The sequence below is a fragment of the Lentzea sp. NBRC 102530 genome (genome assembly GCF_030269365.1).
In the GTDB taxonomy this organism is placed as follows: Bacteria; Actinomycetota; Actinomycetes; order Mycobacteriales; family Pseudonocardiaceae; genus Lentzea.
In genome coordinates this window covers 108,089-131,346 of sequence record NZ_BSTF01000012.1, presented here as the reverse complement: position 1 = coordinate 131,346, position 23,258 = coordinate 108,089, and the positions used below count along the sequence as shown (strand labels likewise).

The 23,258-nt window shown below is 71.5% G+C and carries 19 protein-coding genes; 1 reads left to right on the top strand and 18 read right to left on the bottom strand.

The window, feature by feature from the left end:
* Positions 1-30: 30 nt before the first annotated feature.
* On the bottom strand, positions 31-1,461 hold the full coding sequence (locus tag QSK25_RS29785) for an NAD(P)H-hydrate dehydratase (protein ID WP_285643140.1): 1,431 nt from the start codon (positions 1,459-1,461) through the stop codon (positions 31-33).
* Positions 1,462-1,488: 27 nt separating this feature from the next.
* The gene (gene glmS, locus QSK25_RS29780) at positions 1,489-3,348 is read right to left on the bottom strand and encodes a glutamine--fructose-6-phosphate transaminase (isomerizing) (protein ID WP_285643139.1); all 1,860 of its coding nucleotides are present in this window, start codon (positions 3,346-3,348) and stop codon (positions 1,489-1,491) included.
* Positions 3,349-3,482: 134 nt separating this feature from the next.
* On the opposite strand from glmS, the gene QSK25_RS29775 reads away from it, so the two are divergent.
* A complete protein-coding gene (locus QSK25_RS29775) occupies positions 3,483-4,334 on the top strand; it encodes a dienelactone hydrolase family protein (RefSeq protein ID WP_285643138.1) in 852 nt (283 codons plus the stop codon).
* A 65-nt stretch (positions 4,335-4,399) separates the two neighbouring features.
* On the opposite strand, the gene QSK25_RS29770 is transcribed toward QSK25_RS29775, so the two are convergent.
* The 16 genes from QSK25_RS29770 to QSK25_RS29695 all read right to left on the bottom strand — a co-directional run bounded on the left by QSK25_RS29770 (position 4,400) and on the right by QSK25_RS29695 (position 22,947).
* Positions 4,400-4,843 (bottom strand): hypothetical protein, encoded by a 444-nt coding sequence (locus QSK25_RS29770; RefSeq protein ID WP_285643137.1) that lies wholly within the window; start codon positions 4,841-4,843, stop codon positions 4,400-4,402.
* On the bottom strand, positions 4,840-7,554 hold the full coding sequence (locus tag QSK25_RS29765) for a hypothetical protein (protein ID WP_285643135.1): 2,715 nt from the start codon (positions 7,552-7,554) through the stop codon (positions 4,840-4,842). Before QSK25_RS29765 ends, QSK25_RS29770 begins: the two co-directional genes overlap by 4 nt.
* Positions 7,555-7,560: 6 nt before the next feature.
* Positions 7,561-7,854 carry a hypothetical protein gene (locus tag QSK25_RS29760; protein ID WP_285643134.1) on the bottom strand — a complete coding sequence of 98 codons (294 nt, stop codon included), beginning with the start codon at positions 7,852-7,854 and terminating at the stop codon, positions 7,561-7,563.
* 171 nt (positions 7,855-8,025) lie between these two features.
* Positions 8,026-8,403: a hypothetical protein gene (locus QSK25_RS29755; RefSeq protein WP_285643133.1), complete on the bottom strand. Its 378-nt coding sequence runs from the start codon at positions 8,401-8,403 to the stop codon at positions 8,026-8,028.
* Complete coding sequence (locus QSK25_RS29750; protein ID WP_285643131.1) at positions 8,400-8,675, bottom strand: hypothetical protein; 276 nt, start codon at positions 8,673-8,675, stop codon at positions 8,400-8,402. The genes QSK25_RS29755 and QSK25_RS29750 overlap by 4 nt, the downstream gene beginning before the upstream one ends.
* Before the next feature lie 19 nt (positions 8,676-8,694).
* Positions 8,695-10,029, bottom strand: coding sequence for a phosphoglucosamine mutase (glmM, locus tag QSK25_RS29745; protein ID WP_285643129.1), 1,335 nt, complete (start codon positions 10,027-10,029; stop codon positions 8,695-8,697).
* Positions 10,030-10,229: 200 nt separating this feature from the next.
* Positions 10,230-10,775: a 30S ribosomal protein S9 gene (gene rpsI / locus QSK25_RS29740; RefSeq protein ID WP_285643128.1), complete on the bottom strand. Its 546-nt coding sequence runs from the start codon at positions 10,773-10,775 to the stop codon at positions 10,230-10,232.
* 26 nt (positions 10,776-10,801) lie between these two features.
* Positions 10,802-11,245 carry a 50S ribosomal protein L13 gene (gene rplM / locus QSK25_RS29735; RefSeq protein ID WP_285643126.1) on the bottom strand — a complete coding sequence of 148 codons (444 nt, stop codon included), beginning with the start codon at positions 11,243-11,245 and terminating at the stop codon, positions 10,802-10,804.
* 261 nt (positions 11,246-11,506) lie between these two features.
* Positions 11,507-11,788 carry a WXG100 family type VII secretion target gene (locus QSK25_RS29730; protein ID WP_285643125.1) on the bottom strand — a complete coding sequence of 94 codons (282 nt, stop codon included), beginning with the start codon at positions 11,786-11,788 and terminating at the stop codon, positions 11,507-11,509.
* Between the two features lie 68 nt (positions 11,789-11,856).
* Complete coding sequence (locus QSK25_RS29725; protein ID WP_285643124.1) at positions 11,857-12,168, bottom strand: WXG100 family type VII secretion target; 312 nt, start codon at positions 12,166-12,168, stop codon at positions 11,857-11,859.
* A 148-nt stretch (positions 12,169-12,316) separates the two neighbouring features.
* Positions 12,317-12,706 carry a hypothetical protein gene (locus tag QSK25_RS29720; protein ID WP_285643123.1) on the bottom strand — a complete coding sequence of 130 codons (390 nt, stop codon included), beginning with the start codon at positions 12,704-12,706 and terminating at the stop codon, positions 12,317-12,319.
* A 15-nt stretch (positions 12,707-12,721) separates the two neighbouring features.
* Positions 12,722-14,524, bottom strand: a complete 1,803-nt coding sequence (locus QSK25_RS29715; RefSeq protein WP_285643121.1) for a type VII secretion-associated protein — start codon at positions 14,522-14,524, stop codon at positions 12,722-12,724.
* Between the two features lie 176 nt (positions 14,525-14,700).
* On the bottom strand, positions 14,701-17,385 hold the full coding sequence (locus tag QSK25_RS29710) for an AfsR/SARP family transcriptional regulator (protein WP_285643119.1): 2,685 nt from the start codon (positions 17,383-17,385) through the stop codon (positions 14,701-14,703).
* A gap of 436 nt (positions 17,386-17,821) precedes the next feature.
* On the bottom strand, positions 17,822-19,426 hold the full coding sequence (locus QSK25_RS29705) for a tetratricopeptide repeat protein (RefSeq protein WP_285643117.1): 1,605 nt from the start codon (positions 19,424-19,426) through the stop codon (positions 17,822-17,824).
* A gap of 45 nt (positions 19,427-19,471) precedes the next feature.
* The gene (locus QSK25_RS29700) at positions 19,472-20,245 is read right to left on the bottom strand and encodes an AfsR/SARP family transcriptional regulator (RefSeq protein WP_285643115.1); all 774 of its coding nucleotides are present in this window, start codon (positions 20,243-20,245) and stop codon (positions 19,472-19,474) included.
* Positions 20,246-20,247: 2 nt separating this feature from the next.
* The gene (locus QSK25_RS29695; protein WP_285643113.1) at positions 20,248-22,947 is read right to left on the bottom strand and encodes an AfsR/SARP family transcriptional regulator; all 2,700 of its coding nucleotides are present in this window, start codon (positions 22,945-22,947) and stop codon (positions 20,248-20,250) included.
* Positions 22,948-23,258: the final 311 nt, after the last annotated feature.

Sequence of the window (23,258 nt, the reverse complement as noted above, 5' to 3'; positions counted from 1 at the left end):
AGGACGCAGCTCAGGAGTGTGAGCGAGCGCTCACGCAGGGGTCCCCTCCAGGGGGTCCCCTGGTTCAATTCTCCCAGACGGCACCGACAAGATCGTCCGGATCGCGTCCGGGATCGCCTCCATCAGCCCCGACGCGGGCACCGGTGCGCCGTTCGCCCCGAGTTCCGCCGCCAGCACGTGCGCGTACGCCGCGTACCCCGCCGCCAGGAACGGGTCCAGGCCGCTCGCCAGCAGCGCGCCGATGAGTCCCGACAGCACGTCGCCCGACCCGGCCGTCGCGGGCCAGGACGAGGTCGCCGAGTTCACCAGCGCCCGTCCGTCCGGGGCCGCCACCACCGTCCGGTGCCCCTTCAGCAGCACCACGGCGTTGAACCGGCGTGCGGCTTTCCGGGCGGCCGCAACGCGATCCGCGCCCACCGGGCCGGCCAGGCGTTCGAACTCGCGGTCGTGCGGGGTGAGCACCAGCGCGGCGTCGGGGTCGCGGGCGTCCCACAGGGACGGGTTCGAGGCCAGCAGCGTGATGGCGTCCGCGTCGGCGATCGTCGGCACCCCGGCGTCCAGCACGAACCTCAGCACCTCGGCCGACGACGGCCCGGTGCCCATGCCCGGCCCGACGACCCAGGCCTGGACGCGCCCGGCGTCGGTGATCGACCCCGTGCAGATCGTCTCGGGCCAGCGCGCGCGGATGGCGTCGGCGGCCGGACCCGCGTAGCGGACCATGCCCGAGGTCGCGAGGACGGCCGCGCCGGTCGACAGCACCGCGGCGCCCGGATAGGTCGAACTGCCGGCGGCCACGCCCGTGACGCCCTGGGTGTACTTGTCGTCGGACGGACCGGGCACCGGCCACGCGACGTCCGCGCGGTCCAGCAGCACGAAGTCCGGGTCGGAAGGCCGCAGCCCGATGTCGACCAGGTGCACCTCGCCGCAGTCGGCCAGGGCGTGCACGGGCTTGAGGCAGCCGAACGTGACGGTGGTGTGCGCCCGCACGTGCGGCCCGGAGATCTCACCGGTGTCCGGGTCGATGCCGGACGGCAGGTCCACGGCCAGGATCGGGGCGCGGACCGAAGCCACCAGTTCCGCCGCCGCCGGACGCAACGGGCCGCGCGCGGAGAGACCGACGATGCCGTCGATCACCAGGTCCGGGGTGCCGACCTCGGTGACGATCCGGCCGCCTGCACGCCGAAAAGCCGACAGCCCCTCGGCGTGGGCCTTCTCAGGAGACAGCAACACCGCAGACACGGAAACCCCGCGGCGGCGCAGGAAGTAGCCGGCCCACAACGCGTCGCCACCGTTGTTGCCGGCGCCGACCAGCAACGTGACGCGACGACGTCCGGAAAGCAGTCGCAGGGCGTGGGTGGCCACACCGAACGCGGCCTTGCGCATCAGCGAGCCCGGCGGAACCACCGCCATGAGCTCGGCTTCAGCGGACTTGACGCGTTCGGTGTGCCAGACGCTCCGCATCTTTCCCCTTTGCCCTGCGGGGTCAACTCACTCGACGGTAACGGACTTCGCGAGGTTGCGAGGCTTGTCGACGTCGTAGCCGCGAGCGGACGCGATCTCGGCAGCGAGGATCTGCAACGGCACCGTGGAGATGAGCGGCTGCAGCAGCGTCGGGACGGCCGGGATCTCGATCAGGTGGTCGGCGAACGGGCGGACCGTCTCGTCGCCCTCCTCGGCGATCACGATCGTGCGGGCGCCGCGGGCCTGGATCTCGCTGATGTTGGACACCAGCTTCGAGTGCAGGACGGCGCGGCCCTTCGGCGACGGCATGACCACGACGACCGGCAGGTCCTGCTCGATCAGCGCGATCGGGCCGTGCTTGAGCTCGCCCGCCGCGAAGCCCTCGGCGTGCATGTAGGCGAGTTCCTTGAGCTTCAGCGCGCCTTCCAGCGCCACCGGGTAGCCGACGTGGCGGCCGAGGAACAGCACCGCCTTCGAGTCGGCGAGCTCACGGCCGAGCGCGCGGACCTGCTCGCTCGTGGCGAGGACCCGCTGCACCGCCTCGGGCATGGCCTCCAGCTCGTGGAACTCGCGGGCGACCTCGTCCGGGTACTTGGTGCCGCGCGCCTGCGCCAGCGCCAGGCCGACGAGGTAGTTCGCGGCGATCTGGGCGAGGAACGCCTTCGTCGACGCGACACCGATCTCCGGGCCGGCGTGCGTGTAGAGCACGGCGTCGGACTCGCGCGGGATCTGCGCGCCGTTGGTGTTGCAGACGGCCAGCACGCGCGCCTTCTGGGCACGGGCGTGGCGGACGGCCTCCAGCGTGTCCGCGGTCTCGCCGGACTGCGACACGGCGACGACGAGCGTGTCGCGGTCGAGCACCGGGTCGCGGTAGCGGAACTCCGAGGCGAGCTCGACCTCGACGGGCAGGCGCGTCCAGTGCTCGATCGCGTACTTCGCGACGAGACCCGAGTGGTACGCCGAGCCGCATGCGATGACGAAGACCTTGTCGACGTCGCGCAGGTCCTGATCGGACAGCCGCTGCTCGTCGAGGACGATCCGGCCGTTCGCGAAGTGGCCGCGCAGCGTGTTCGCCAGCGCCTCCGGCTGCTCCTCGATCTCCTTGAGCATGAAGTACTCGTGGCCGCCCTTCTCGGCGGCGCTGAGGTCCCAGTTGACCGTGAACGGCTTGGCCTGCGCGGGCTCGCCCGCGAAGTCGGTGACCTCGTAGCCGGAGCGGGTGAGCACGACCATCTGGTCCTGGCCCAGCTCGACGGCTTCCTTGGTGTGCGCGATGAACGCGGCCACGTCGCTCGCGACGAAGTACTCGTTCTCGCCGACGCCGACGACCAGCGGCGAGTTGCGGCGCGCGGCGACGACCGTGTCGGGCTCGTCGGCGTGCGTGAAGACGAGCGTGAACGCACCCTCCAGGCGGTTCACGACCTTGCGCACGCTGGCGACGAAGTCACCCTTCGTGTCGCCCTCGGTGTAGGCGAACGACACGAGGTGCGCGACCGTCTCGGTGTCGGTGTCGGACGCCATCTCGACGCCGAGCCCTTCGAGTTCGGAGCGCAGCGCGAGGAAGTTCTCGATGATGCCGTTGTGCACCACGGCGACACGGTTCGTCGTGTCGCGGTGCGGGTGCGAGTTCCTGTCGATCGGCGCGCCGTGCGTCGCCCACCGGGTGTGACCCATGCCGACGGTGCCCGCGAAGTTCTCGCGACCCACCTCGTCGAGCAGCGTCTCCAGGTTCTGCAACCGCCCGGCCTTGCGTTCGACGGCGAGGTCGTCGCCCGTCACGACCGCGACGCCCGCCGAGTCGTAACCCCGGTACTCGAGGCGCCTCAGCCCGTCCAGCACGACGTCGAGCGCCGACTGGTGACCCACGTATCCCACGATTCCGCACACGGAAAACAGACTAGCTAGACCACGCCGCTAACCCTAATGAGTGAGCGGCCACTGTTTGCACTGGTCAGGGCCACATATGGTGTAGACCAATCTCGGATGTGGTGCGCGCGACAGGATCGACTACGGTTCAGCACATGGCTCGCCGCGTGATCACGCTGACCGCGAAACAGGCACTCGAGCAGCTCAGCAGGCCTGGCCCGCACCCCGTGCTGCGCGGTGACCTCGCCCTGGTGGGCCTGCCGGGCGTGATCTTCACCCCGCGCGCCGGCCTGGGCCTGCCCGCCGTCGCGTTCGGCCACGGCTGGATGCAGCCCGTACGGCGCTACCACGGCCTTTTGCGGCACCTGGCGTCCTGGGGCGTCGTCGCCGCGGCCCCCGCCGTGGAACGCGGCCCGCTGCTGTCCGCGCGCGTCCTCGCGGCCAACCTGCTGACCACTTTGGACGTCTGCACCGGCGTGCGCCTCGGCACCGGGGAGATCAGCGTCGACCCCGCCAAGCTCGCCCTGGCGGGCCACTCGATGGGCGGCGGCGCGGCGGTCCTCGCGGCCTCCGAGGCAGAGCGCGTCCGGGCCGTTGTGACTTTGGCCGCAACGGAGACGCACCCCTCGGCGCTCGACGCGGCCAGGACCGTGCGCGCGCCCGGCCTGCACCTCGCGGCGGGCGAGGACCGCATCGCACCGCCGGTCGGCCACGCCGAGGCGATCGCGTCCGCGTGGGGTGGCCCGGTGCAACTCCGGTTGCTGCCCAAGGCCTCGCACCTCGGCTTCACCGAGGGGCGGCACTGGAGCGAGCTCATGCTCGACGGGCACGGCGAGCGCGGCGCGCAGAAGCTCGGGCGGGCGTACGTGACGGCGTTCCTGCTGCGCGTGCTGACCGGTGAGCGAACCTACGACGAGCTGCTGGACAGCGATGTGAAGAACGCCGAGCTGGCCTTCCAGCGGGAGGCCCTGCCACCCGCCAGGTCGCTCGGGCAGGGCCGCGTCTGAAGGTCCGGCCGACGAGACCACGAGAAACGCCCCCGACGCCGACCGGCTTCGGGGGCGTTCCGCGTTCAGGAGAGCCAGGTCTGGCCGCTCAGGTCGTCATCGTCGTCCACTGGCGCCGGGCGACGCGGGCGGGCAGGCGGTGCCGGTGGCGGAGGCGGCGGTGCGACCGGCGGCGCCACGGGGTGCGGTGCGGGCGGAGTGGACGTCTGCGGTGCGTAGCCGCCGTCGTCGTCCTCCGGGCCGAACGCCATCTCGCCCGTGCCGCGGTCGGGGCGGTCCCACTGCGGTCGGCGCGGCTGCTGCCGTTCGCCCTGCTTTCCGAGGTTCTCCGCGCTCTCGCGAGCGGCGGCCAGGTCGCTCTTGTGCTTCTCCTCGCGCGCGGCGATGTCGGCGGCGACCTTGTCCTGGCTGGCCTTGAGGTCCGCCGACACCTCCGCGGTGGCGCGGCGGGTCCTGGCGAGGTTGTCGTCCAGCGCCGCCTGGACCTGCGGGCTGACTTCCCCGATCATCGCCACGGGTTGGCCGCCTCTCCTCGGTCTTCGCCCAGCGTGGTCTGCATGGCGCTCAACGGGTTGTTGTTGTCGTCGTCGAACAACGTGCCCGTGGTGCGCCACTGGCTGGCACCGCGCTCGGAGTCGCCGCCCTGCTGGCCGCCCGCTCCGGCACCGGCCATGCCGCCGCCCATCATCCCGCCGCCGCCCATCATCCCGCCGGACGCGGCACCGCTCGGGGCCTGGCCGTGGGCGTCCTGCAGGGTCGGCAGGCTGGCCGACCCCGGCTGCCCCGCCTCGGACGGGTTCGTGCTGAACGAACCGCCACTGCTGTCACCCGAGTTCGGGCTGGTCCACGCGCTGTCCGCGGCCGAACCGCCGAGCACGGACTCGCCGCTGCCACCCGCACCGCCGGTGAACGAGACACCGGACGTCGTGGTGCTGTCCGAGGCCTGCGCGAACTGCGGGCTCGGGGCGTCCGCCGCGATCCTGGGCTCGCCGACGCTCGGCATGATGCCGTTGTCCTCGATGAAGCTCCTGGCCATCGAGTCCTGGAAGCGCTCCGCCACGTTCGGCGCCGCCGGGGCGGTCTCGCCGGGCGCGCTCCAGACCTGGTCGCCCGCGGCGGGCGCGGGCATGGTCTGGAAGTCGCCCGCGGGGGCGGGCATCGGCTGGAAGCCCGCCTCGGCGGGCAGCGTCCTGACGTCGTCGGGGAAGTCGCCGTCCGGGGTGCGCAGGCCGTCCTCGAGCCTGCCGCCCTCGGCACCGCCACCACCGCTGCCGCGGTCCTGGGCGGCGGGGTTCTCGTCCTCGCCGAACGACACCCCGATCTCGTCGGGCGTGCCGTCGCCGTCGTCCGCGCTGATGTTGATCTCGCCGGTGTCCGCGTTCACCTCGGCGGTGAAGTTGACGCCGTCCTGCTCGATGTGGATCTTGCCGTCCTCGCCGACCTCGACGGGGATCGGGTTCGACTCCGAACCGAGCGGGCCCGCCGCCGGGGCCGCGCCGCCACCGGGCGCCGGCGTGCTGCCCGCCGCCGGGGTCTGCCCGCCCGCGGTGGGCGTCGTGGCGGTGAGCTGGTTGGCCATGTTGGTGATGGCCTGCGTGCCGTTCTGCCCCATCAGGGCCTTCGCGGCCTCGGGGTTCTTGCTGAAGTCGAGGTCGTAGGTCTTCGGCTCGCCCTTCGGCGTGTCGATCGTCATCTTCACGTGCCCGTTCGAGTCGGGCTCCGTGACCTTGATCGTGTTGTCGCCGGCCTTGACCGTGACGGTCTCCAGCTCCTCTTCCGGCTTCGGCTGGTCGGGCTTGCCGTCACCGTCGAGGTCGTCCGGCTTGCCGTCGCCGTCGGTGTCGCCGGGGACGTCGGGCTTGCCGTCGCCGTCCTTGTCGAGCGGGTTCTCCGGCTTCGGCATCTCCGGCGCGCCGCCGCCGGACGGACTTCCACCACCGGACGGACTTCCTCCGCCACCGGGCGGGGTTCCGCCGCCACCGCCGTTGTCGACGGGCTTGCGGGCCTTGCCGGCGTCGGTGAACGAGGGCGGGTCACCGACCTGCTGGAACGGGTCGCCGCCGAACGCGTCGCCCAGGCCCTGGAACATGACCCTGTAGTCACCGTCCACACCGGTCTGCACGGCCTGGCAGTAACCGTCGAACGCCTTCTTCTTCCCGTCGAACTCCTCGCAGAGCGCCTTCAGCTTCTGCTTGGCCTCGTTGATGATGTTGTCGCGGGTGTTGCCGACGAACGTGCCCCAGCCGAGCCCGATGAGCGCGCCGGGCAGACCACCGCCGCAGATCGCCCCCATGATCGCGCCCGAGATCGGACCGGGCACTCCGGCGATCCAGTCGAGGATGCCGCCGTCGTTCTCGAAGAGGTCGCCGTTGGCGTGGCGGATCGCGGTCTCGGCCTCCTCGACCGTCAGCCCGCCGCACTTCTCCGAGTACTGGTCGTGGATCTGCTGCGCGAAGTCCTTGACGTGCTTCTGCATGTTGGTCACGCCACCGGTGATCGCACCGGGACCCGTGCCCGCCTTCTGCACGAACGTCTTCGACGTCGTCGCGAACTTGTCGTGGTAGCCGCGCGCCGCTTCGGCGGCGGGGCCCTCCCACGAGCCGACGCCGTTCCAGGCGGTGCCCAGCGCGTTGTCGTGGGCCTCCGCCTTCTTCACGTTCTCGGTCATCTTGTGCGCGTCCTCGCGGAACTTCGCGAAGTCGATGTCGCGCACCTCGTCGTACACGCGGTAGATGTCGCCCTGGAGGTTCGGGGCGGCACCCTGGTGCCCGCAGGCCGGGGCGGCCTTCTGGTAGACGGGGATGAACTTCTCGAAGAACCGCAGGCCCGGCGCGCCCGCGTCGAGCAGCGTGTTGCTGTTCGGGACGTCACCCTGCTCGTTCAGGACCTTCTGGGTGGAGCCGAGCTCGCGCTCCTCCTTGGCCTTGCTGACGAGCTTGTCCGCGTCGGAGCCCTCCATGGTGAAGGCGCCGTGCTGGATCTCCTTGCGGATGTTGTTGGACTCGCTGAAGCCCAGCGTCAACGGCGAGAGGAGCGTTCCGACGACGTGGTCGCCGACACTCGGGTCGTCGGGGACGTCGACACCGTTCGCCTTGCCGTAGCGCTCGACCTCTTCCTGGGGAGCACCGGCGCCGGCGAGGGCGCGGACGAGTTCCTTCTTGGTCTCCGGCGTGACGTTCGGGTCGTCGAGGAGCTTCCTGATCTCGTTCTGGTCCGCCACGACTCGTTACCCCTTGAACTGGCTCGAGGTCTGCGCCTCGTTCGACTCGTACGTCTTGGCGACGTCCTTCAGGCGAGTGGCGATACCGGTCGCCTCCTTGCCGAACTTCTCCAGGCTCACACCGAACTGGTCGAAGAAGGTCTTGTAGGTGGCGGCGACGCCCTGGAACTTCCGGCCGACCTGCCCGGCACCCACACCCGGTGTCACCGAGGCCTTCATCTGGATCAGACCTGATCCTTCTGCCTCGTAGGCCCCCGCCACCTTGGTCAAATCGCCGGACTGCACGCCGAACCCAGACATCTCCCGCCTCCCCTTCGTCCCCGATCTGACGCAATTCGGCCTCATCGGGTTCCGCCATACAGTGCCAGTTCAGGTCGCGCGGCGACCGGAGCTCCACGATGTCGGTTGCCTTAGTAAACAGCCATTCGGAGGCTGTCGCCGATGTTCACCGCTGATCGGGTGGCGGACAGGTCACCGGCTGTTCGGCGGCGGCCGGCCACCGGGAGGCGGGTAGGCCTGGCCGGGGTGGGGCTGCGGGTGGCCGGCAGGCGGGTGCGGCGGCGGGGGCGCGCTCTGCGGCTGCCATCCCTGCGGCGCGTGACCCTGCGGCGCGTGACCCTGCGGCGGATAACCCCGGGGCGCGTGACCCTGTGGCGAATAGCCCTGCGGGACGTGGCCCTGTGGTGGGTGTGGCTGAGTCTGCAGCGGGTGCGGGGGCTCGGTGCCGTAGCCGGTCGGAGGCAGGTGCTTGCGGTTCTGCTTCTTGGCGACGACCACGACCACCACGACGATGGCCGCCACGACGAGCATGAACAGGAAGACCATCAACTGCACGGGCCCGATCCTCATCGCGGGTCACCACCGTTCCAGGGGGACGGCTGACCGGGCGGAGGCGGCGGCTGCTGCCCGTACCCCTGCGGGTAGGGCTGCTGCTGCGGATGTCCGTGCTGGTGCTGGGGGTGCTGCTGGGGATGGCCCTGCGGAACGTACCCCCGCTGGGGGAAACCCGGTGGTGGGTGAGGGGGCTGGGCCTTGCGCTTGTTCGCGAGCACCACGGCGATGACGACCGCTACCGCACCTCCCAGCAGAACCAGGAGTACGAGCAACATCAGCACGGTCATCTCCAGCCCCCGTCCGTCCTCAGTGCACCGAGGAAACCACACCCGCCAGGCGTTGCGCGGCCGACTCGGCCTGTTCGTGACTGGTGGCCTCGACCATCACCCGCACGAGCTGCTCGGTGCCGGACGGGCGCAGCAGCACGCGGCCGGTCTCGCCGAGCTCCGCCTCGACGGCGGCGACGGCCTCGCTGACCGACGTGGCCTTCGCCACGGCCGCCTTGTCGGAGACCTTCACGTTGATCAGGACCTGCGGCAGGCGGCGCATCACGGAGGCGAGGTCGGCGAGCGACTTGCCGGTCTCGGCCATGCGGGCCATCAGGCGCAGCGCCGTGAGCAGGCCGTCGCCGGTGGTGGCGTGGGCCGGGAGCACGACGTGGCCGGACTGCTCGCCCCCGAGCGAGTAGCCGCCGGCCTTGAGGTCCTGCAGCACGTAGCGGTCGCCGACGGCGGTGGTGCGCAGGTTGATCTTGGACTCGCGCATCGCGATGTGCAGGCCCAGGTTGCTCATGACCGTGGCGACGAGGGTGTCCTCGAAGAGTTCGCCGGCGTCGCGCATGGCGAGGGCGAGGACGGCGAGGATCTGGTCGCCGTCGACCGGGTTGCCGTCGGCGTCCACGGCGAGGCAGCGGTCGGCGTCGCCGTCGTGCGCGATGCCGAGGTCGGCGCCGTGCTCGCGGACGGCGGCGGCCACCACGTCGATGTGAGTGGAACCACAGGCGTCGTTGATGTTCAGGCCGTCCGGGGTCGCGTTGATCGCGATCACCTCGGCCCCGGCGCGGCGGTACGCGTCCGGTGCGGCCACCGACGCGGCACCGTTCGCGCAGTCCACCACGACCTTGAGGCCGTCGAGGCGGTGCGGCGTGACCTTGAGCAGGTGCTCGACGTACTGGGTCTCGGAGTCGGGCACGTCACGCACCCGGCCGATCGCGGCACCGGTGGGGCGGTCGAAGCCCTGGCCCATGTGCTGCTCGATCTCGTCCTCGACCGCGTCGGGCAGCTTGTGGCCGCCGGCCGCGAAGAGCTTGATCCCGTTGTCCGGCATCGCGTTGTGCGAGGCGGAGATCATCACGCCGATGTCGGCGCCGAGAGCGGCGACCAGGTACGCGACGGCCGGCGTGGGCAGCGAGCCGACGCGCAGCACGTCCGCGCCGGCCGAGGTGAGGCCCGCGGTGACGGCGGCGTCGAGCATCTCACTGCTCGCCCTGGGGTCGCGGCCGACGACGGCGACGGGACGGTGGGAGCGGTCGTGCTCGGCGAGCACGCGTGCCGCGGCGGCGGCGAGGGACATCGCGAGCTCGGGGGTGAGAGCTGCGTTGGCGAGACCGCGTACTCCGTCTGTGCCGAACAGGCGGGCCATGGAACCTCCGATGTGGACACTGCGAGGCGGCGGGGACACACCCGGAAAACCCGGAAAACACTGCGGGAGCAGCAGTTCGGAGTGAACTGCTGCTCCCGCAGGTACAGCTGGATGACGCTCGGAGTGCGGGTTTCCCCGCACTCACCGCGGAAGAGCAGTGGTCTGACGAACGCAGACACAGCCCGCCCCGCGGTGGAGCATCAACGCTTGGAGTACTGAGGCGCCTTGCGGGCCTTCTTCAGACCGTACTTCTTGCGCTCCTTGACCCGCGGGTCACGGGTGAGGAAGCCGGCCTTCTTGAGGACCGGGCGGTCCTCGGAGTCGACCGCGATCAGCGCACGCGCGATGGCGAGACGCAGCGCACCGGCCTGGCCGGTGATGCCGCCGCCACGCAGGTTCGCGATGACGTCGAACGTCTCGGGCTTCTCCGTGGTGACGAGCGGCTCACGGATGAGCTGCTGGTGCACCTTGTTCGGGAAGTACGCCTCAAGGGTCTTGCCGTTGAGGGTGAACTTGCCGGTGCCGGGCACGAGGCGGACGCGGACGACGGCCTCCTTGCGGCGGCCGACGGTCTGCGCGAGGTGCGCGGCGCCGTTCAGCGAGGGCGCGACCACCGGTGCGGAGGTCTCCTCGACCTCGGCCTCAGCGGCCTCGGCCTCAGGAGCCTCGACGACCTCGGCCTCGACAACCTCAGCCTCGACCTCGGGGGTCTCGACCTCAGGGGTCTCGTTCTCAGGGGTGGTCACAGGAACTTCCTCGGTGTACTCGTCGCTCACTGGGCGATCTTCTTGATCTCGAAGGCCTGGGGCTGCTGCGCCTCGTGCGGGTGGCTCGGGCCTGCGTAGACCTTGAGCTTGTTCGCGATCTGACGGCCGAGGCGGTTCTTGGGCAGCATGCCCTTGATCGCCTTCTCCACCAGGCGGTCCGGACGGGTGTCCAGGACCTCACCGAAGGACTGCTTGCGCAGACCGCCGGGGAAACCCGAGTGGCGGTACTGGAACTCCTGGTCCCGCTTCGAGCCGGTCAGGGCGACCTTGTCAGCGTTGATGATGACCACGAAGTCACCGGTGTCAACGTGAGGGGCGTAGGTCGGCTTGTGCTTGCCGCGCAGCAGCGTCGCGGCCTGGGTGGCGAGCCGGCCGAGCACCACGTCCTGGGCGTCGATCACGTGCCAGGTGCGGGTCACCTCACCGGGCTTCGGGCTGTACGTGCGCACGGATCTACCTCGTCGTCACTTGCGTCTGGGGTCACTGCGGCGGTTGCCCCAGACCGATCTTGGACTGGCCAAGCGGTGGTTCCGAGACAGGCGCGGCACACACGGGCGCCAGCTACCGCACAACAACGTCAGAAGATACCGGATGGGTGGTGCGGGGACCAAAACGGGTCCTCCGAAGCCACCTGCCGAGGACATACGCGAGCCCCGGACCACGTGGTTCCGGGGCTCGCGAAGGGGTCTAGCGGTTGAGGCGGCGCAGGCTTACCAGCGGCCGGCGTTCTGCTTCTCAGCGGCCTCGTAGGCCTCGCCGGCCTGGCCGACGGCGGTACCGATGGCGGCGAGCACCTTCTGCAGGTCGGCAGCGGCCTCGTCCCACTTGCGCTGCGCCTCCTCGTAACGGTCGCGGGCGTCACCGGTGTAGCCCGCGAGGGTCTTGGTGACGTCGGCCTTGAGGTCGGACAGCTGGCCGTCGATCTGCGTGGCCTGGCTGTTGATCGTGCTGGCAGCGTTCTGGATCTCGGCGAAAGTGACCCTCAGCGACATTTCATCTCCCCTAGAAGTCTTGGTTGTTCAAAGAAGTCGAGCGGTACTGCGGAGCGTGCGAGCCGGGATCAGCTGCCGCTGAGGCGACCGGCGAGACCACCGATGGAGGACTTGTTGTCCTCTTCCTGGCGGGCGTAGACGTCCGCGGAGCTCGCGATCGACTCGGCGATGGTGTTGAGGGCCTCGGACAGCTTGCGGGCGTCCTCGTGGAAGCGGCCCATCAGGTTCTGGAACGCCGTGAAGGCCTCACCAGACCACGAGGAGGAAACGGTGTCGACGGCGTTCTGCACCTGGCGGAGCGAGCCCTGCGTCTGACCATCGACGTCGATGATCTGCTTGGCCAGGGCGTCGAGCTCGGCTGCGGTAACTTCCAATGCCATTGGGAGATGCCCCCTTCAGAGAACTTCAGGTCGTACTTCTTGGTGCGTACGTCCCTTACGACGCAAGACCATGCCATGCCGGTTCCGCCGTGTCGCGACTTCTTTGGAAGTAGTTGCGCTAGTAAACGGCTCCGGGTGAAACCAGGCCTCAGTAGAGGATTCGCGACTGCGAAAAGTCCTCGTCATCGTCACTCACACGGGGAAGTTGGCCACTCGGACCGGCGACGGCGGTGGAACCCAGCGTGGCCGGCTTCTCCGTCTCAACTGGACGGGGCGCGGTCAGTTCGGCGGCCTCCGGCACCTGCTCGACGGCCAGACCGCGGTCGGAGCGGAACCCGGTGGCGGCCTCCCGGACGTCGGCCGGGGTGACCCGGGAACCGGGCTCGACCTTGCGTTCACGGGCCTGCGCCGCGAGGTCACGCGTGCGTTCCCGCAGCTTGGCATTGCGTTCACCGATCTCTCCCGACGCGCGGCGGGCGCGGGTGACGGCCGCTCCGACCTCGGCACGGAACCGGGCGAGGACCTCATTGGCGGACATCGGCGACTCCCTGGATCACTTGATGACGAGTGAGCGGACGACCTGCTCGCAGGCGGTGCGGACCTGGTCCTGAGCGGCCCGGGACGCCTGGCAGCCCACGCTCACCTGGTGTTCGCCGGAGAACTGGATGTACCACTCGACGCCGGTCTCCCCGACCGCTTCGCGATAGTGAACAACAGACTTGCCCGCGAATGTGGCGTTGTCGGCGAAGTCGGTGACCCCGTCGCCTTTGCTTTTGCGTTCCTCGTACATGTTCTTCAACTCGCTCAACGCGCGCGCACTATCCCGGTCGCTGTCGTACTCGAGAGTTTGCTCCTGCACAGCAATACGCGCGTCGGGTTGTTTGCTGTTGGAATTCGTGCGCTCGATCGGTTGCAAAAGCACCTGTCGATCAATGGCGGCGCCACCGGTCTGCTCCCAGCCGTCCGGGAGGGTGAAGCTGTAGTCGTAGACGGCGATCTGGTTGCCGGACGGGGCGGGCGGGGTCTGGGGGTCGTCCTCCCGCTTGAGCCAGAAGTAGCCGCCGATCCCGGCCGCGACGAGCACCGCGACGACCCCGATCGCCACGAACAACGGCGCCCGGCTCTTCCTGGCGGGCGCCGGGGGCCCCTGCGGGGGAAAGGCCGGGGGGAACTGCCGCGGCGGCGGCGTGATGCGGCGGGTGATCTTGCGGGTGGTCTCCTCGCCGACCCTGATGTTGTGAGTGACCTCACCCGACGGGCCGGGCTGCCGGTCGACGCCACCGGTCCGTTCGGGGTCGAGGCTCACGGCCCGCAGCGCACCGCGGGCCACCACGGTCTCCGGCTGGTCGATGCTCGTCGGCACCACCCGCAGCTGGTCGTGCACCAGCCGCGCGACGAGCGGGATCCGGCTGGACCCGCCCACCAGGAACACCCCGGCGAGCTGCTGGGGCGCGACCCCGGCGTCGCGGACGGCGGCCGCGGCGAGCGCGGCGGCCCTGCCGAGCGGCGCGGCGATCAACTGCTCGAGGTCCGACCGCGTCACGTGCGCGTCGGGGAAGGGCGGCGGCATCGGCACGTCGGTGTAGGCGTGCCGGGACAACGTCTCCTTGGCGCCGCGCACGTCCTGGCGCAGCACCCGCCGCTTGCGCCGGTCGGCCATCTCGCGTCCCTCGACGAGCTGCCGCCACGCCTCGGGGTCCTTGGCCGCGACCAGCCCGCCGACGTGCTCGAGCAACGCCTGGTCGACGTCGGCACCGCCGAAGCTGGGATCGCCCTTGGCCGACAGCACCCGGAAGCTCTTCCCGGTCCGGGCCACCACACTCGCGTCGACCGTGCCGCCACCGAGATCCAGCACGGCGAGCGCCGCCCCGTCCGGCACCGAGTGGCTCGCCGAATGGAACACGGCGGCCGCCACCGGCTCGGGCACCAGCACCAACTCGCGCCCGAGCCCGCGCGCCGCCTGCATCAGCACCCGAGTGCGCACCGTTCCCCAGTCAGCGGGGTGCGTGAGCACCAGCAGGTCCACCGGAGCGCCACCGGCGACCCGCCGCGCCTCGCCCACGGCCCGTGCCAGCACCGCGCGCACGACGTCCACGACGGGCAGCACGGTGCTGCCGAGCAGCAACTCCCCCTCGTCGACCCGGCGCTTCGGGTGGGGCTCGTACCGGGCGGGGTCCACAGCGGCCTGCCGCTCGGCCTCCTGCCCGACGAACAGGGTCCCGTCCGCGGCCGCGAACACGGCGGACGGCACCAGCGGCTGGCCGTCGAACACGACGACCTGCGGCTCCCGCCCGTGCGCGGAGATCGCGACGCAGGTGCTCGACGTGCCGAAGTCGACCGCGACGTGCAGGCTCATGCACCTTCCCCTCTTCCGCGCACATGCTTACCCGATGCGCCTGGCCTGGACGACACGGATGGCCAACCTCGCCACGAGAGTTCAACGCCGAGTGGGCGCGATCCGTCGCAGCACACGCCGGACCCATCGCAAGCCGCTCACCCACGGGTCCTGGCGTGGCGAGGCCTCACCCGAACTCACCGGTCTCCCCCGGACAGCTCGGCGATCCGCACCCGCAGCCGCTCGGCCGCCTTCACGTTGCCCCTCGCCTCCCGCAGCGCCAGGGCTTCCCGCAACGCGGTCACGGCGTCCCCGGGACGCCCGAGCCGCAGGTGGGCGTCGGCGAGGTTCTCCAGGCTGACCGTCTTGATGGCGTCCCCCAGCTGGTCCGCGGGCAACGCGAGCACCTGCCGGAACGTCGCCACGGCCTCGGCGAGCCGGCCGCGCTCCAGGTGCAGCAGGCCGCGGGTGTCCAAAGTGGATGCGACCAGCTCGGACAGCCCCGCCCGCGTGATGACGGTGTACGCCTCGTCGTTCGCGGCGAGCGCGGCGTCGAACTCCTCCAGGCCCACCAGCGTCATCGCGTAGTTGTTGAGCGCGAGGGCGAGTCCGGCCGGCACGCCCTGCTCCCTCCGCTTCGCGATGGCCCGTTCGTGCAGGGCCTTCGCCCCGGCCAGGTCGCCGCTCATCGCGTGGTTGATCGCCCACTGGTCGAGGGTGATCGCGATGCCGTGCACGTGCCCGATCTCCTCGCGCACCCGCAACGCGGCCGCGTACTCGCCGTCGGCTTCGGCGAACGAGCCGAGCGACGAGAGGGCGTTCGCGAGCGAGTGCAGGGTGATGCCCTCCGCGAACCGGTTTCCCGCCGCCCGCGCGGCCGCCCGTGCGACACGGCACAGCTCGATCCGCTCGGCCGGCCGCTGCCGCAGGGAGAGGTAGCCGAACATGACGGTCGCGAGCTGCCACGCGTGGTCGTGCAGGCCGTGCGCGCCGGCGAGCCGCACGACCGCCAGCAGGTTGTCGTGCTCGGTCTCGCACCAGGCCGCCGCGACCGCCGAGTCCTCGAACCGCGCGGGCCGCACGCCTTCCGAGAGCGGCTCCAGCTCGACTTCCGCACGGCTGTGCCGCAACAGCCGGTCGGCGCTGTCGACGGAGTGCAGGTAGAACTCCAGCAAGCGCCGCACGGCCGCGTCCCGGTCCTGCTCGGAATCCTGGTCCCGCAACGAGCACGCGTACTCGCGCAGCAGGTCGTGGGTGGTGTACCGGCCGCGCACCCGTTCGATGACGAGGTGCATGTTCGCGAGCGCCTGCAACGACCTGCGCACGTCGGCGCGGGCGCGCCCGTCCAGCGCGGTGGCGGCGTCGAGGGACATGTCGGGACCCGCCGGGAGGCCGAGCAGCCGGAAGAGCCGCGCCGTGTCGTCGTCCAGGCGCCGGCACGACGTGGCGAAGACGGCCTCGACCTGGCTCATCGGGCCGTCCGCCGAGTGCAGTTCGTCGACCAGCGCGCGGAGCGTCAGGCCGGGGTCCTCGGCCGCGCGGGAGGCGGCGACGGTGAGCGCGATGGGCAGGCCGCCGCAGAACGCGACCAGGTCGGCGACGGCGGCGGGTTCGGTGGCGACCCGCTCGGCACCGAGCCTCGCGGTGAGCAGCGCGACGGCGTCCTGCGTGCCGAGCACACCGAGCGTCACCGGCACCGCGCCCTCGCGGACGACGAGCCCGGTGAAGCGGTTGCGGCTGGTGATCACGACCAGGCAGCCCCTGCCCGCGGGCAGCAGCGGGCGGACCTGTTCGACGTCCCGCGCGTTGTCGAGCAGCACCAGCACCCGCCGTTCGGCCAGCACGCTGCGGTAGAGCGCGGCCCGTTCGGGCAGGTCGGCGGGCACCGCGCCGCCGGAGACCCTGAACGCGCCGAGGAACGCGGCCAGCACCTCGGCGGGGTCGGCCGGTTCCGCCGCCGGGTCGAACCCGCGCAGGTCGGCGTAGAGCTGCCCGTCGGGGAACCGGTCGGCGACCGCGTGCGCCCACCACACGGCCAGGGCCGTCTTGCCGATGCCCGCGGTGCCGTCGATGGCGGTGATCACGACTGCGGCCCCGCCCGTGGTGACGCCGGTCAGCTTTGCCAGTTCGGCCGCGCGCCCGGCGAAGTGCTCGGGCGCGGCGGGCAGCTGCCGCGGGGTGCCCGTCCGGTCGAACAGCCGGGCGTGCAGGTCGCGCAACGGCTGGCTGGGCTCGACGCCGAGCTCCTCGTCGAGGTGGTCGCGGATCTGCTCGTACGCGGCCAGCGCCTCGTCCTGGCGGCCCGCCTGGTGCAGCGCCTGCACGAGCTGCGCCCAGAACCCCTCGCGCAACGGGTGTGCCGCGGTCAGCTCGCGCAGTTCGCCGACCAGTTCGGCACCCCGGCCGCGCGCCAGGTCGGCCTCGACGCGCCTGCCGTGCACCACGAGTCGTTCCTCGACCAGCGGCGGCACGTCCTCGCGGTGCAGGTGCTCCGACACCACGTTCGACGCCACCTCGCCCCGCCAGTGCTCGAGCGCGGCGGCGAACTCGCCCTCGGCCGCGAGCCGCCGGAACCGGGTCAAGTCGAGGCGTTCCGGATCGACCTCGGCGAGGTAGCCGCCGGTGGCCGTGCGCACGCAGTTGGCGTCGCCCAGCGCCATCCGCACCCGCCGCACGACCATCTGCAACGTCTTGTGCGCGCGGTCGAGCGTGGGCGGCTCGCCGTCCCACAGCCGTTCCACCAGCTCGTCCACGGACACGAACCGGTTGGGCCGCAGCAGCAACGTCGTGAGCAGCACGCGCCCGCGCCCGGCGGGGACCGGAACTCCCACGCCGTCGCGCAGCACCTCCAACGGCCCGAGGACGCGGTACTCGACGTTCATGACCCCTTCACCCTGTTCGTCCACTGTGGATGCGAGAAGTGTGTGACCGATGTGTGAGCGGCACCCGGCAGAGTGGTCACCAGCCGAGGACGACAACTGCGATACATCGGCTGGGGGGCCGCTGTCGTCCGGCGCCGTCGCGGTACACCTCTTCCACCGCGGCGGCGCCTCGGCTCCACCCCGTCAACCCGCTTCCCGCCCGGCCGGCTGCTGCTCAGCCCCGCCGAGCCGGTGGTCGCGAACGTCGCGGAGAGCGCGCCGCAGCTCAGCTGCCCGGTACTCGACTCGCACAGGTCCCCCCAGGTCCAGGCCAGTTTAGACGGTGTGTGATCGCAGTGTGAGCAAAGTGTGAGCGGGGTCGGGCAAGGTGGTTCTCAGCGGTGCTGGTGGCAAAGGTTCCTGGGGGGCCACCAGCACCGCTCACTCGTTTCCGCGCTCAGTTCGAGCCGGCGAGCTTGGCCCTCACCGCCGCCTCCTCCGGGCTCTCGTGCTCCGCGTACCGGGTGGCCGCCTTCTCCCACCACGCGCGTGCCTCGGCGGGATCACCCAGTGCGTGGTGGGCGTCTCCGAGCAGGTTCTCGGCGTAGGCCATGTCGACCCAGGTGCCCATCTGCCCGAGCGCCTCCAGCGCGGCCATCAGCCTCGGCACCGCCTCGGCGGGCCTGCCGAGCCCGATGCACGCGGCGGCCAGTTCGGACTGCATGTGCCCGACGTTGTGCGGGTTCACCGGGCCGTCCTGGGCCTCCCACTCGGCCTCGAGGTCCAGCGCCTCCGCGAACCTGCCCGCGAGGACGAGGGCACCGCAGAGCTGGTGCAGGGCCAGCCGCATCCGGGCCGGCGTCCGGCACTCGTCGCCGCGCAGCAGGTCGAGCGACTTCCGCGCCACCTCGATCGCCTCGTGCGTGCGCCCGACCTCGCCGAGCACCCACGCCACGCCCGCCTGGGCCCGCACCCTCCCGGCGACCGACCCCACCTCCTGCCAGATCAGGTCGGTGGTTTCGAAGAGCTCCAGTGCCCGTTCCAGCTCGCTGAGCCGTGCGTGGCCGGCCGCCCGCAGGAAGGTCAACCTGGCCACCTGCACCTGGTCGCCGAGCCGGTCAGCCGCCCGCGTCGCCCGCTCGAAGAGGCTGATCCACTCGCGCCAGAGCCCGAACCGCTCGACCAGGTCGGCCACGAACCACACCAGCTGCCAGGTGTGCCGGTCGCGCCCGCGCTCGTCGGCCAGCGCGACGACCGCGCTGATCACCGTGCGTTCCGCCTGGAACCACACCTCGGCCTCGTCCTGCCGCGCGAACGTTTCCGGAGTCGTGCCCGGTGACGGCACGGGAGGGTCTTCGAGGACGCCGCGGTGGTCCCAGTAGTGCGCGCGGTTGAGCTCTTCGAGCGTGTGGAGGTAGTGGTCGAGCATGCGTTCGACGGCCACCGCGCGGGACGCTTCCGCTTCGTCGGCCTCCGCGCGGTCGGCGGCGTAGACGCGCAACAGGTCGTGGCAGGTGAACCGGCCGGCAGTGTGCTCGACCAGCAGGTTCGCCCTGACGAGTTCGCGCACGGCCTCCTCGGCGGGCTCGCCCGCGAGGCTGGTGGCGGCCGGGATCGTGAGGTCCGGTCCCGGATGCACGCCCACGAGCCGGAACATCCGCGCCGCCCGCGGGCTGAGCTGCTGGTAGGACCACTGGAACACGGTGCGGACGCTGGTCTCGGCGTCCCCGGTGTCGAGCGAGTCGAGCCGGGTCCGTTCGTCGGCCAGTTCGGCGGCGAACGCGGACAGCGGCAGGTGCGGGTCCTCGGCCGCCCGGGCCGCCACGATCGCGAGCGCCAGCGGCAGGCCACCGCACCACGCCACCAGCTCGTCGCCGGCGTCCACGCGCTCCTCGCCGAGCCTGCTGACCAGCAGTGTCCGCGCCTCTTCCGCGTCGAGCACGTCGAGCGCGAAGTCCTCGCGCGCCAGGCCGCTGAGCCGGTCGCGGCTCGTGACGAGCACGAACGACGGGCCGGTCAGCAGCGGGCGGACGTGCTCGGCGTCGCGGACGTTGTCGAGCACCACCAGCAGTCGGCGGCCCTCCGTCCGCTCGCGGTAGAGCGCGGCCTAATCGTCCAGCCCCGCCGGGATGCGGTCCGCCGGGACCCCGAGGGCTTCCAGGAACCGGGTCAGCACGTCGCCGGGTGCCATCGGGTCACGGTGCCGGTCGAACCCGCGCATGTTCACGTGCAGCACACCGTCCGGGAAGCGGTCGGCCACGCCGTGCGCCCACTGCACGGCGAGCACGCTCTTGCCGACGCCCGCGGTGCCGGTGATCGTGGCGGTGACCGGCTCGCCCCGGTCGGCCAGTGCGGTCAGCCCGCGCAGGTGCCCGGCCCGTCCGACGAAGCGCGGCAGGGTGGCGGGGAGCAACCGGGGCACGTGCCGCTCCGACCGGGCCAGCGCCTCGGCGCACTCCTCCTCCACGTGCCGGACCTCGGTGCGGTGCAACGTCTCCGAGACGACGTCGGTGAGCATCGGCCCGCGCCGCAGCGCCGCGGCGCCCGCGAAGTCCTGTGCCGCCACGAGTTCGCGGAACCGCAGCAGGTCGAGCTCTGCCGGCTGCACCCGTGCCTCGTAGCCGCCGGCGTGCGTCCGCACGCAGTCCGCCGCGCCCAGCGCGGCCCGCAGCCGCCGGACGACCTGGTGCAGCGACTGCCTGGGCTGCGCGGGCGGCGCGCCGTCCCACACCAGCTCCGCCAGTTCGTCGACGGACACGAACCGGTTGGGGCGCAACAACAACGCCGCCAGCAGCACGCGGCACCGCCCGATCGGCACCGGCACGTCGGCGCCGTCGAGCGTCACCTCCAGCGTCCCGAGAACGCCGTAGCGCACGGCCACCGCTACCCCAGCTCTGACGCCGACAGCACGGCGCGCACGTGGTCCGCCTGCGCGTTGCCGAGCTCGTCGTACACGTCGAGTGCCGCCCGGTAGTAGCCGCGGGCCGCGTCCAGCTCGCCCAGCTCCCGTTTCATGTCGGCCAGTCTTACCAGGGTGTCCGCCTGGTAGTGGCGGTACGACAACGTTGCCTGCAGCTCGACCGACCTGAGGTAGTTCGCCTCCGCCTCCTCGTAGCGGCCGAGCGCGCGGTAGATGCTGCCGAGGGTGTCGCGGTTCGAGGCGACCACGGTGTCCCGCTCGTCCGGCACCAGGTCGAGGTACATGTCGCGGGCCTGCTCGGCGCGTGCGGCGGCCTCGACGTGGTCGCCCAGCTCGTGGTGCACGAACGCGAGTGACGCCGCGACGCTCGCCAGTTCGATGCGGTCGCCGCTGCGGGTCGCCACGTCCAGGGCGCGCAGCAACGGGTCGAGCGCGCGCAGGTGCCTGCCCTGCCGGGAAAGCAGGTACGCGAGCCCGCGCAGGTCGTTGGAGAGGCCGATGAGGTCGCCCAGCCGTTCGTCCAGGGCGACGGCCTCGCGGAGCTGGCGTTCGGCCTCGTCGAACTCCTGCCGGGGGATGAGGCACGACACCAGGCCGCGCCGGGCCCGGCACTCGCCTTCGAGGTCACCGGCCCGTCGCGCGGCGGCGACGGCGAGCCGTTGCAGCCGTTCACCCTCCCGCCAGCGGCTCGTCGCGAGCAGGAAGTGCCTGATCGCCCACACCGTGCGCCACACGTGACCGTCGAAGCCCGCCTCGCCCGCGGCCACCACGGCAGGGCCGAAGACCGCGCGTTCCTCGGCGTACCAGCGGTCGGCGTCGGTGCTCACCTCGAACGCGAGCACGACCGCGCCGGGAGCCGGTTCGGGCGTGGTGATGGGCTGGCGCAACGGGTCCGACTTCGTGGCGGCGGCCAGCGCGGAGTGCATGAGGTGGTCGAAGAACCGCCGTTGGGCCTTCTCCCGTTCGTCGGGGGACAACCGGTGGGCCGCCTCCTCCGCCGCGTACGACCGCATCAGGTCGTGCAGCCGGTAGCGGCCGTTCTGGCTGTTGATGAGGCTGTAGCGGACCAGCTCGTCCAACGCCTCCGGCACCGGCCGTCCCATGAGGCTGGTCGCGGCGGCCTCCGTGACGTCCGGGCCGGGGTGCAGGCCCAGCAACACGAACAGCCGGGCCGCCACCAGGCTCAGGCACCCGAACGTCCAGGAGAACACGGCCCGCACGCTCGTCAGCGGGTCGTCGGTGTCCAACGCGTCGAGCGCGGCGTGTTCGAGCTCCTCGACGAGCATCTTGAGCGGGTGCTGGTCGAGCGTCGCGCGCGCCGCCACCACGGCGAGCGCCAACGGCAACCCCGCGCACAGCTCGACGAGCCGGGCGGCCGCCTCCGGCTCCTCCGCGACCCGTTCCGCCCCGACCCGGCCGCCGAAGAGCACCATCGACTCCTCGGGCCCGAGGACGTCGAGCTGCACCACGTGGTGCTGCGTGACCAGCCCGCGCAAGCGGTTGCGGGACGTGATCACGGCCAGGCTCTGCTCGCCGCCGGGCAGCAACGGCCGCACCTGGGCGACGTCCCGCACGTTGTCGAGCAGCACCAGCACCCTGCGCCGCGCCAGCAACGCCCGATAGTTCTCCAGCATCGCCTCGGTACCGGCCGGGATCTCCCCGGCGGGCACCCCGAGCGCGAGCAGGAAGTCGCGCGCGGTGTTGGCGGGGTTGACCGGCGAGCCGGTCGGGTCGAACCCGCGCAGGTCGCTGTAGAGCTGCCCGTCCGGAAACCGGTTCGCGATCCGGTGGGCCCACTGCACGGCGAGCGACGTCTTGCCGATGCCGCCGCTCCCGTTGATCACGACCTGCCCGGACGCCCGCACCGCGTCGAGCCGGTCGAACTCCACCTCGCGCCCGACGAAGTGCGGCAACGCCGTCGGCAGCTGCCGAGGGACGTGCTGCGGCACGTGCCGGGGCGGTTCGGCGGTCGTGAGCACCTGCTGCTGTGCCTCCCGCAGCCGCGCCCCCGGCATGACCGCCAGCTGCTCGGCCAGCACGACCGAGACCTCCTGGTACGCGGCCAACGCGTCCGCCTGCTGCCCGCTCCGGTGCAACGCCACCATCAACTGGGCCCAGAACACCTCGCGCAACGGGTGCTGCTGGGTGAGCGTCCGCAACTCGGGCACCAGATCCGCAGACCGCCCCCGCTCGAGATCGGCGTCGATCCGAGCCTCCAGCGCCCGCAGCCGTTCCTCCCCGAGCGCAGGCACGAGATCCCGGTGCAACGACTCCGACACGACGTTCGCCAGCACCGGCCCCCGCCACAACCCGGTGGCCCGTTCGTGCTCACCCCGCCGCACGTGCTCGCGAAACCGCAGGAGATCGAGCTGCTCGGCCGTGACCACAGCCACGTACCCGCCCTCACGAGTCCGGACGCAACTCGCCTCACCCAGCGCCCGCCGCAGCCGGGTGACCACCATGTGCAACGTCTTGCCGGCCCGGTCAGCCTGAGGCGGCGCCCCGTCCCACAACCGCTCCACGATCTCACCGACGGACACGAACTCGTTGGCGCGCAACAAGAGCGTGGCGAGCAACACCCGGCACCGCCCAGCGGGCACCACCACCGGCACACCGTCCCGCAGGACTTCGAGCGGCCCCAGAACGCGATAGTCGACCCGCACGCCACCCTCCCGTCCGCTAGGTGACCGAGCGCCGAGTGTATGGGTGAGAACTGGGTGTGACCGAAGTGTGAGCGCTAACGGGCAAAGTGAACAGCAGCCGGAGCGGAGAACGTGACACCAGAACTACTGGGGGGATGTCACGCTCACCGAACTCCCCTTCCCGCCGCCCTCCCAGTGGTGCGGCAGGAGGAGGAACTCCGGTCTGGGGGGAACACCGAGCAGTCCCCTGCTGTTCGGTCAAGGCCCGCAGCCCCGGCTGCGGGCCTTATTCATTCCCGGGCGCACCCCGCTCTCACGCATGTCATCGAGAC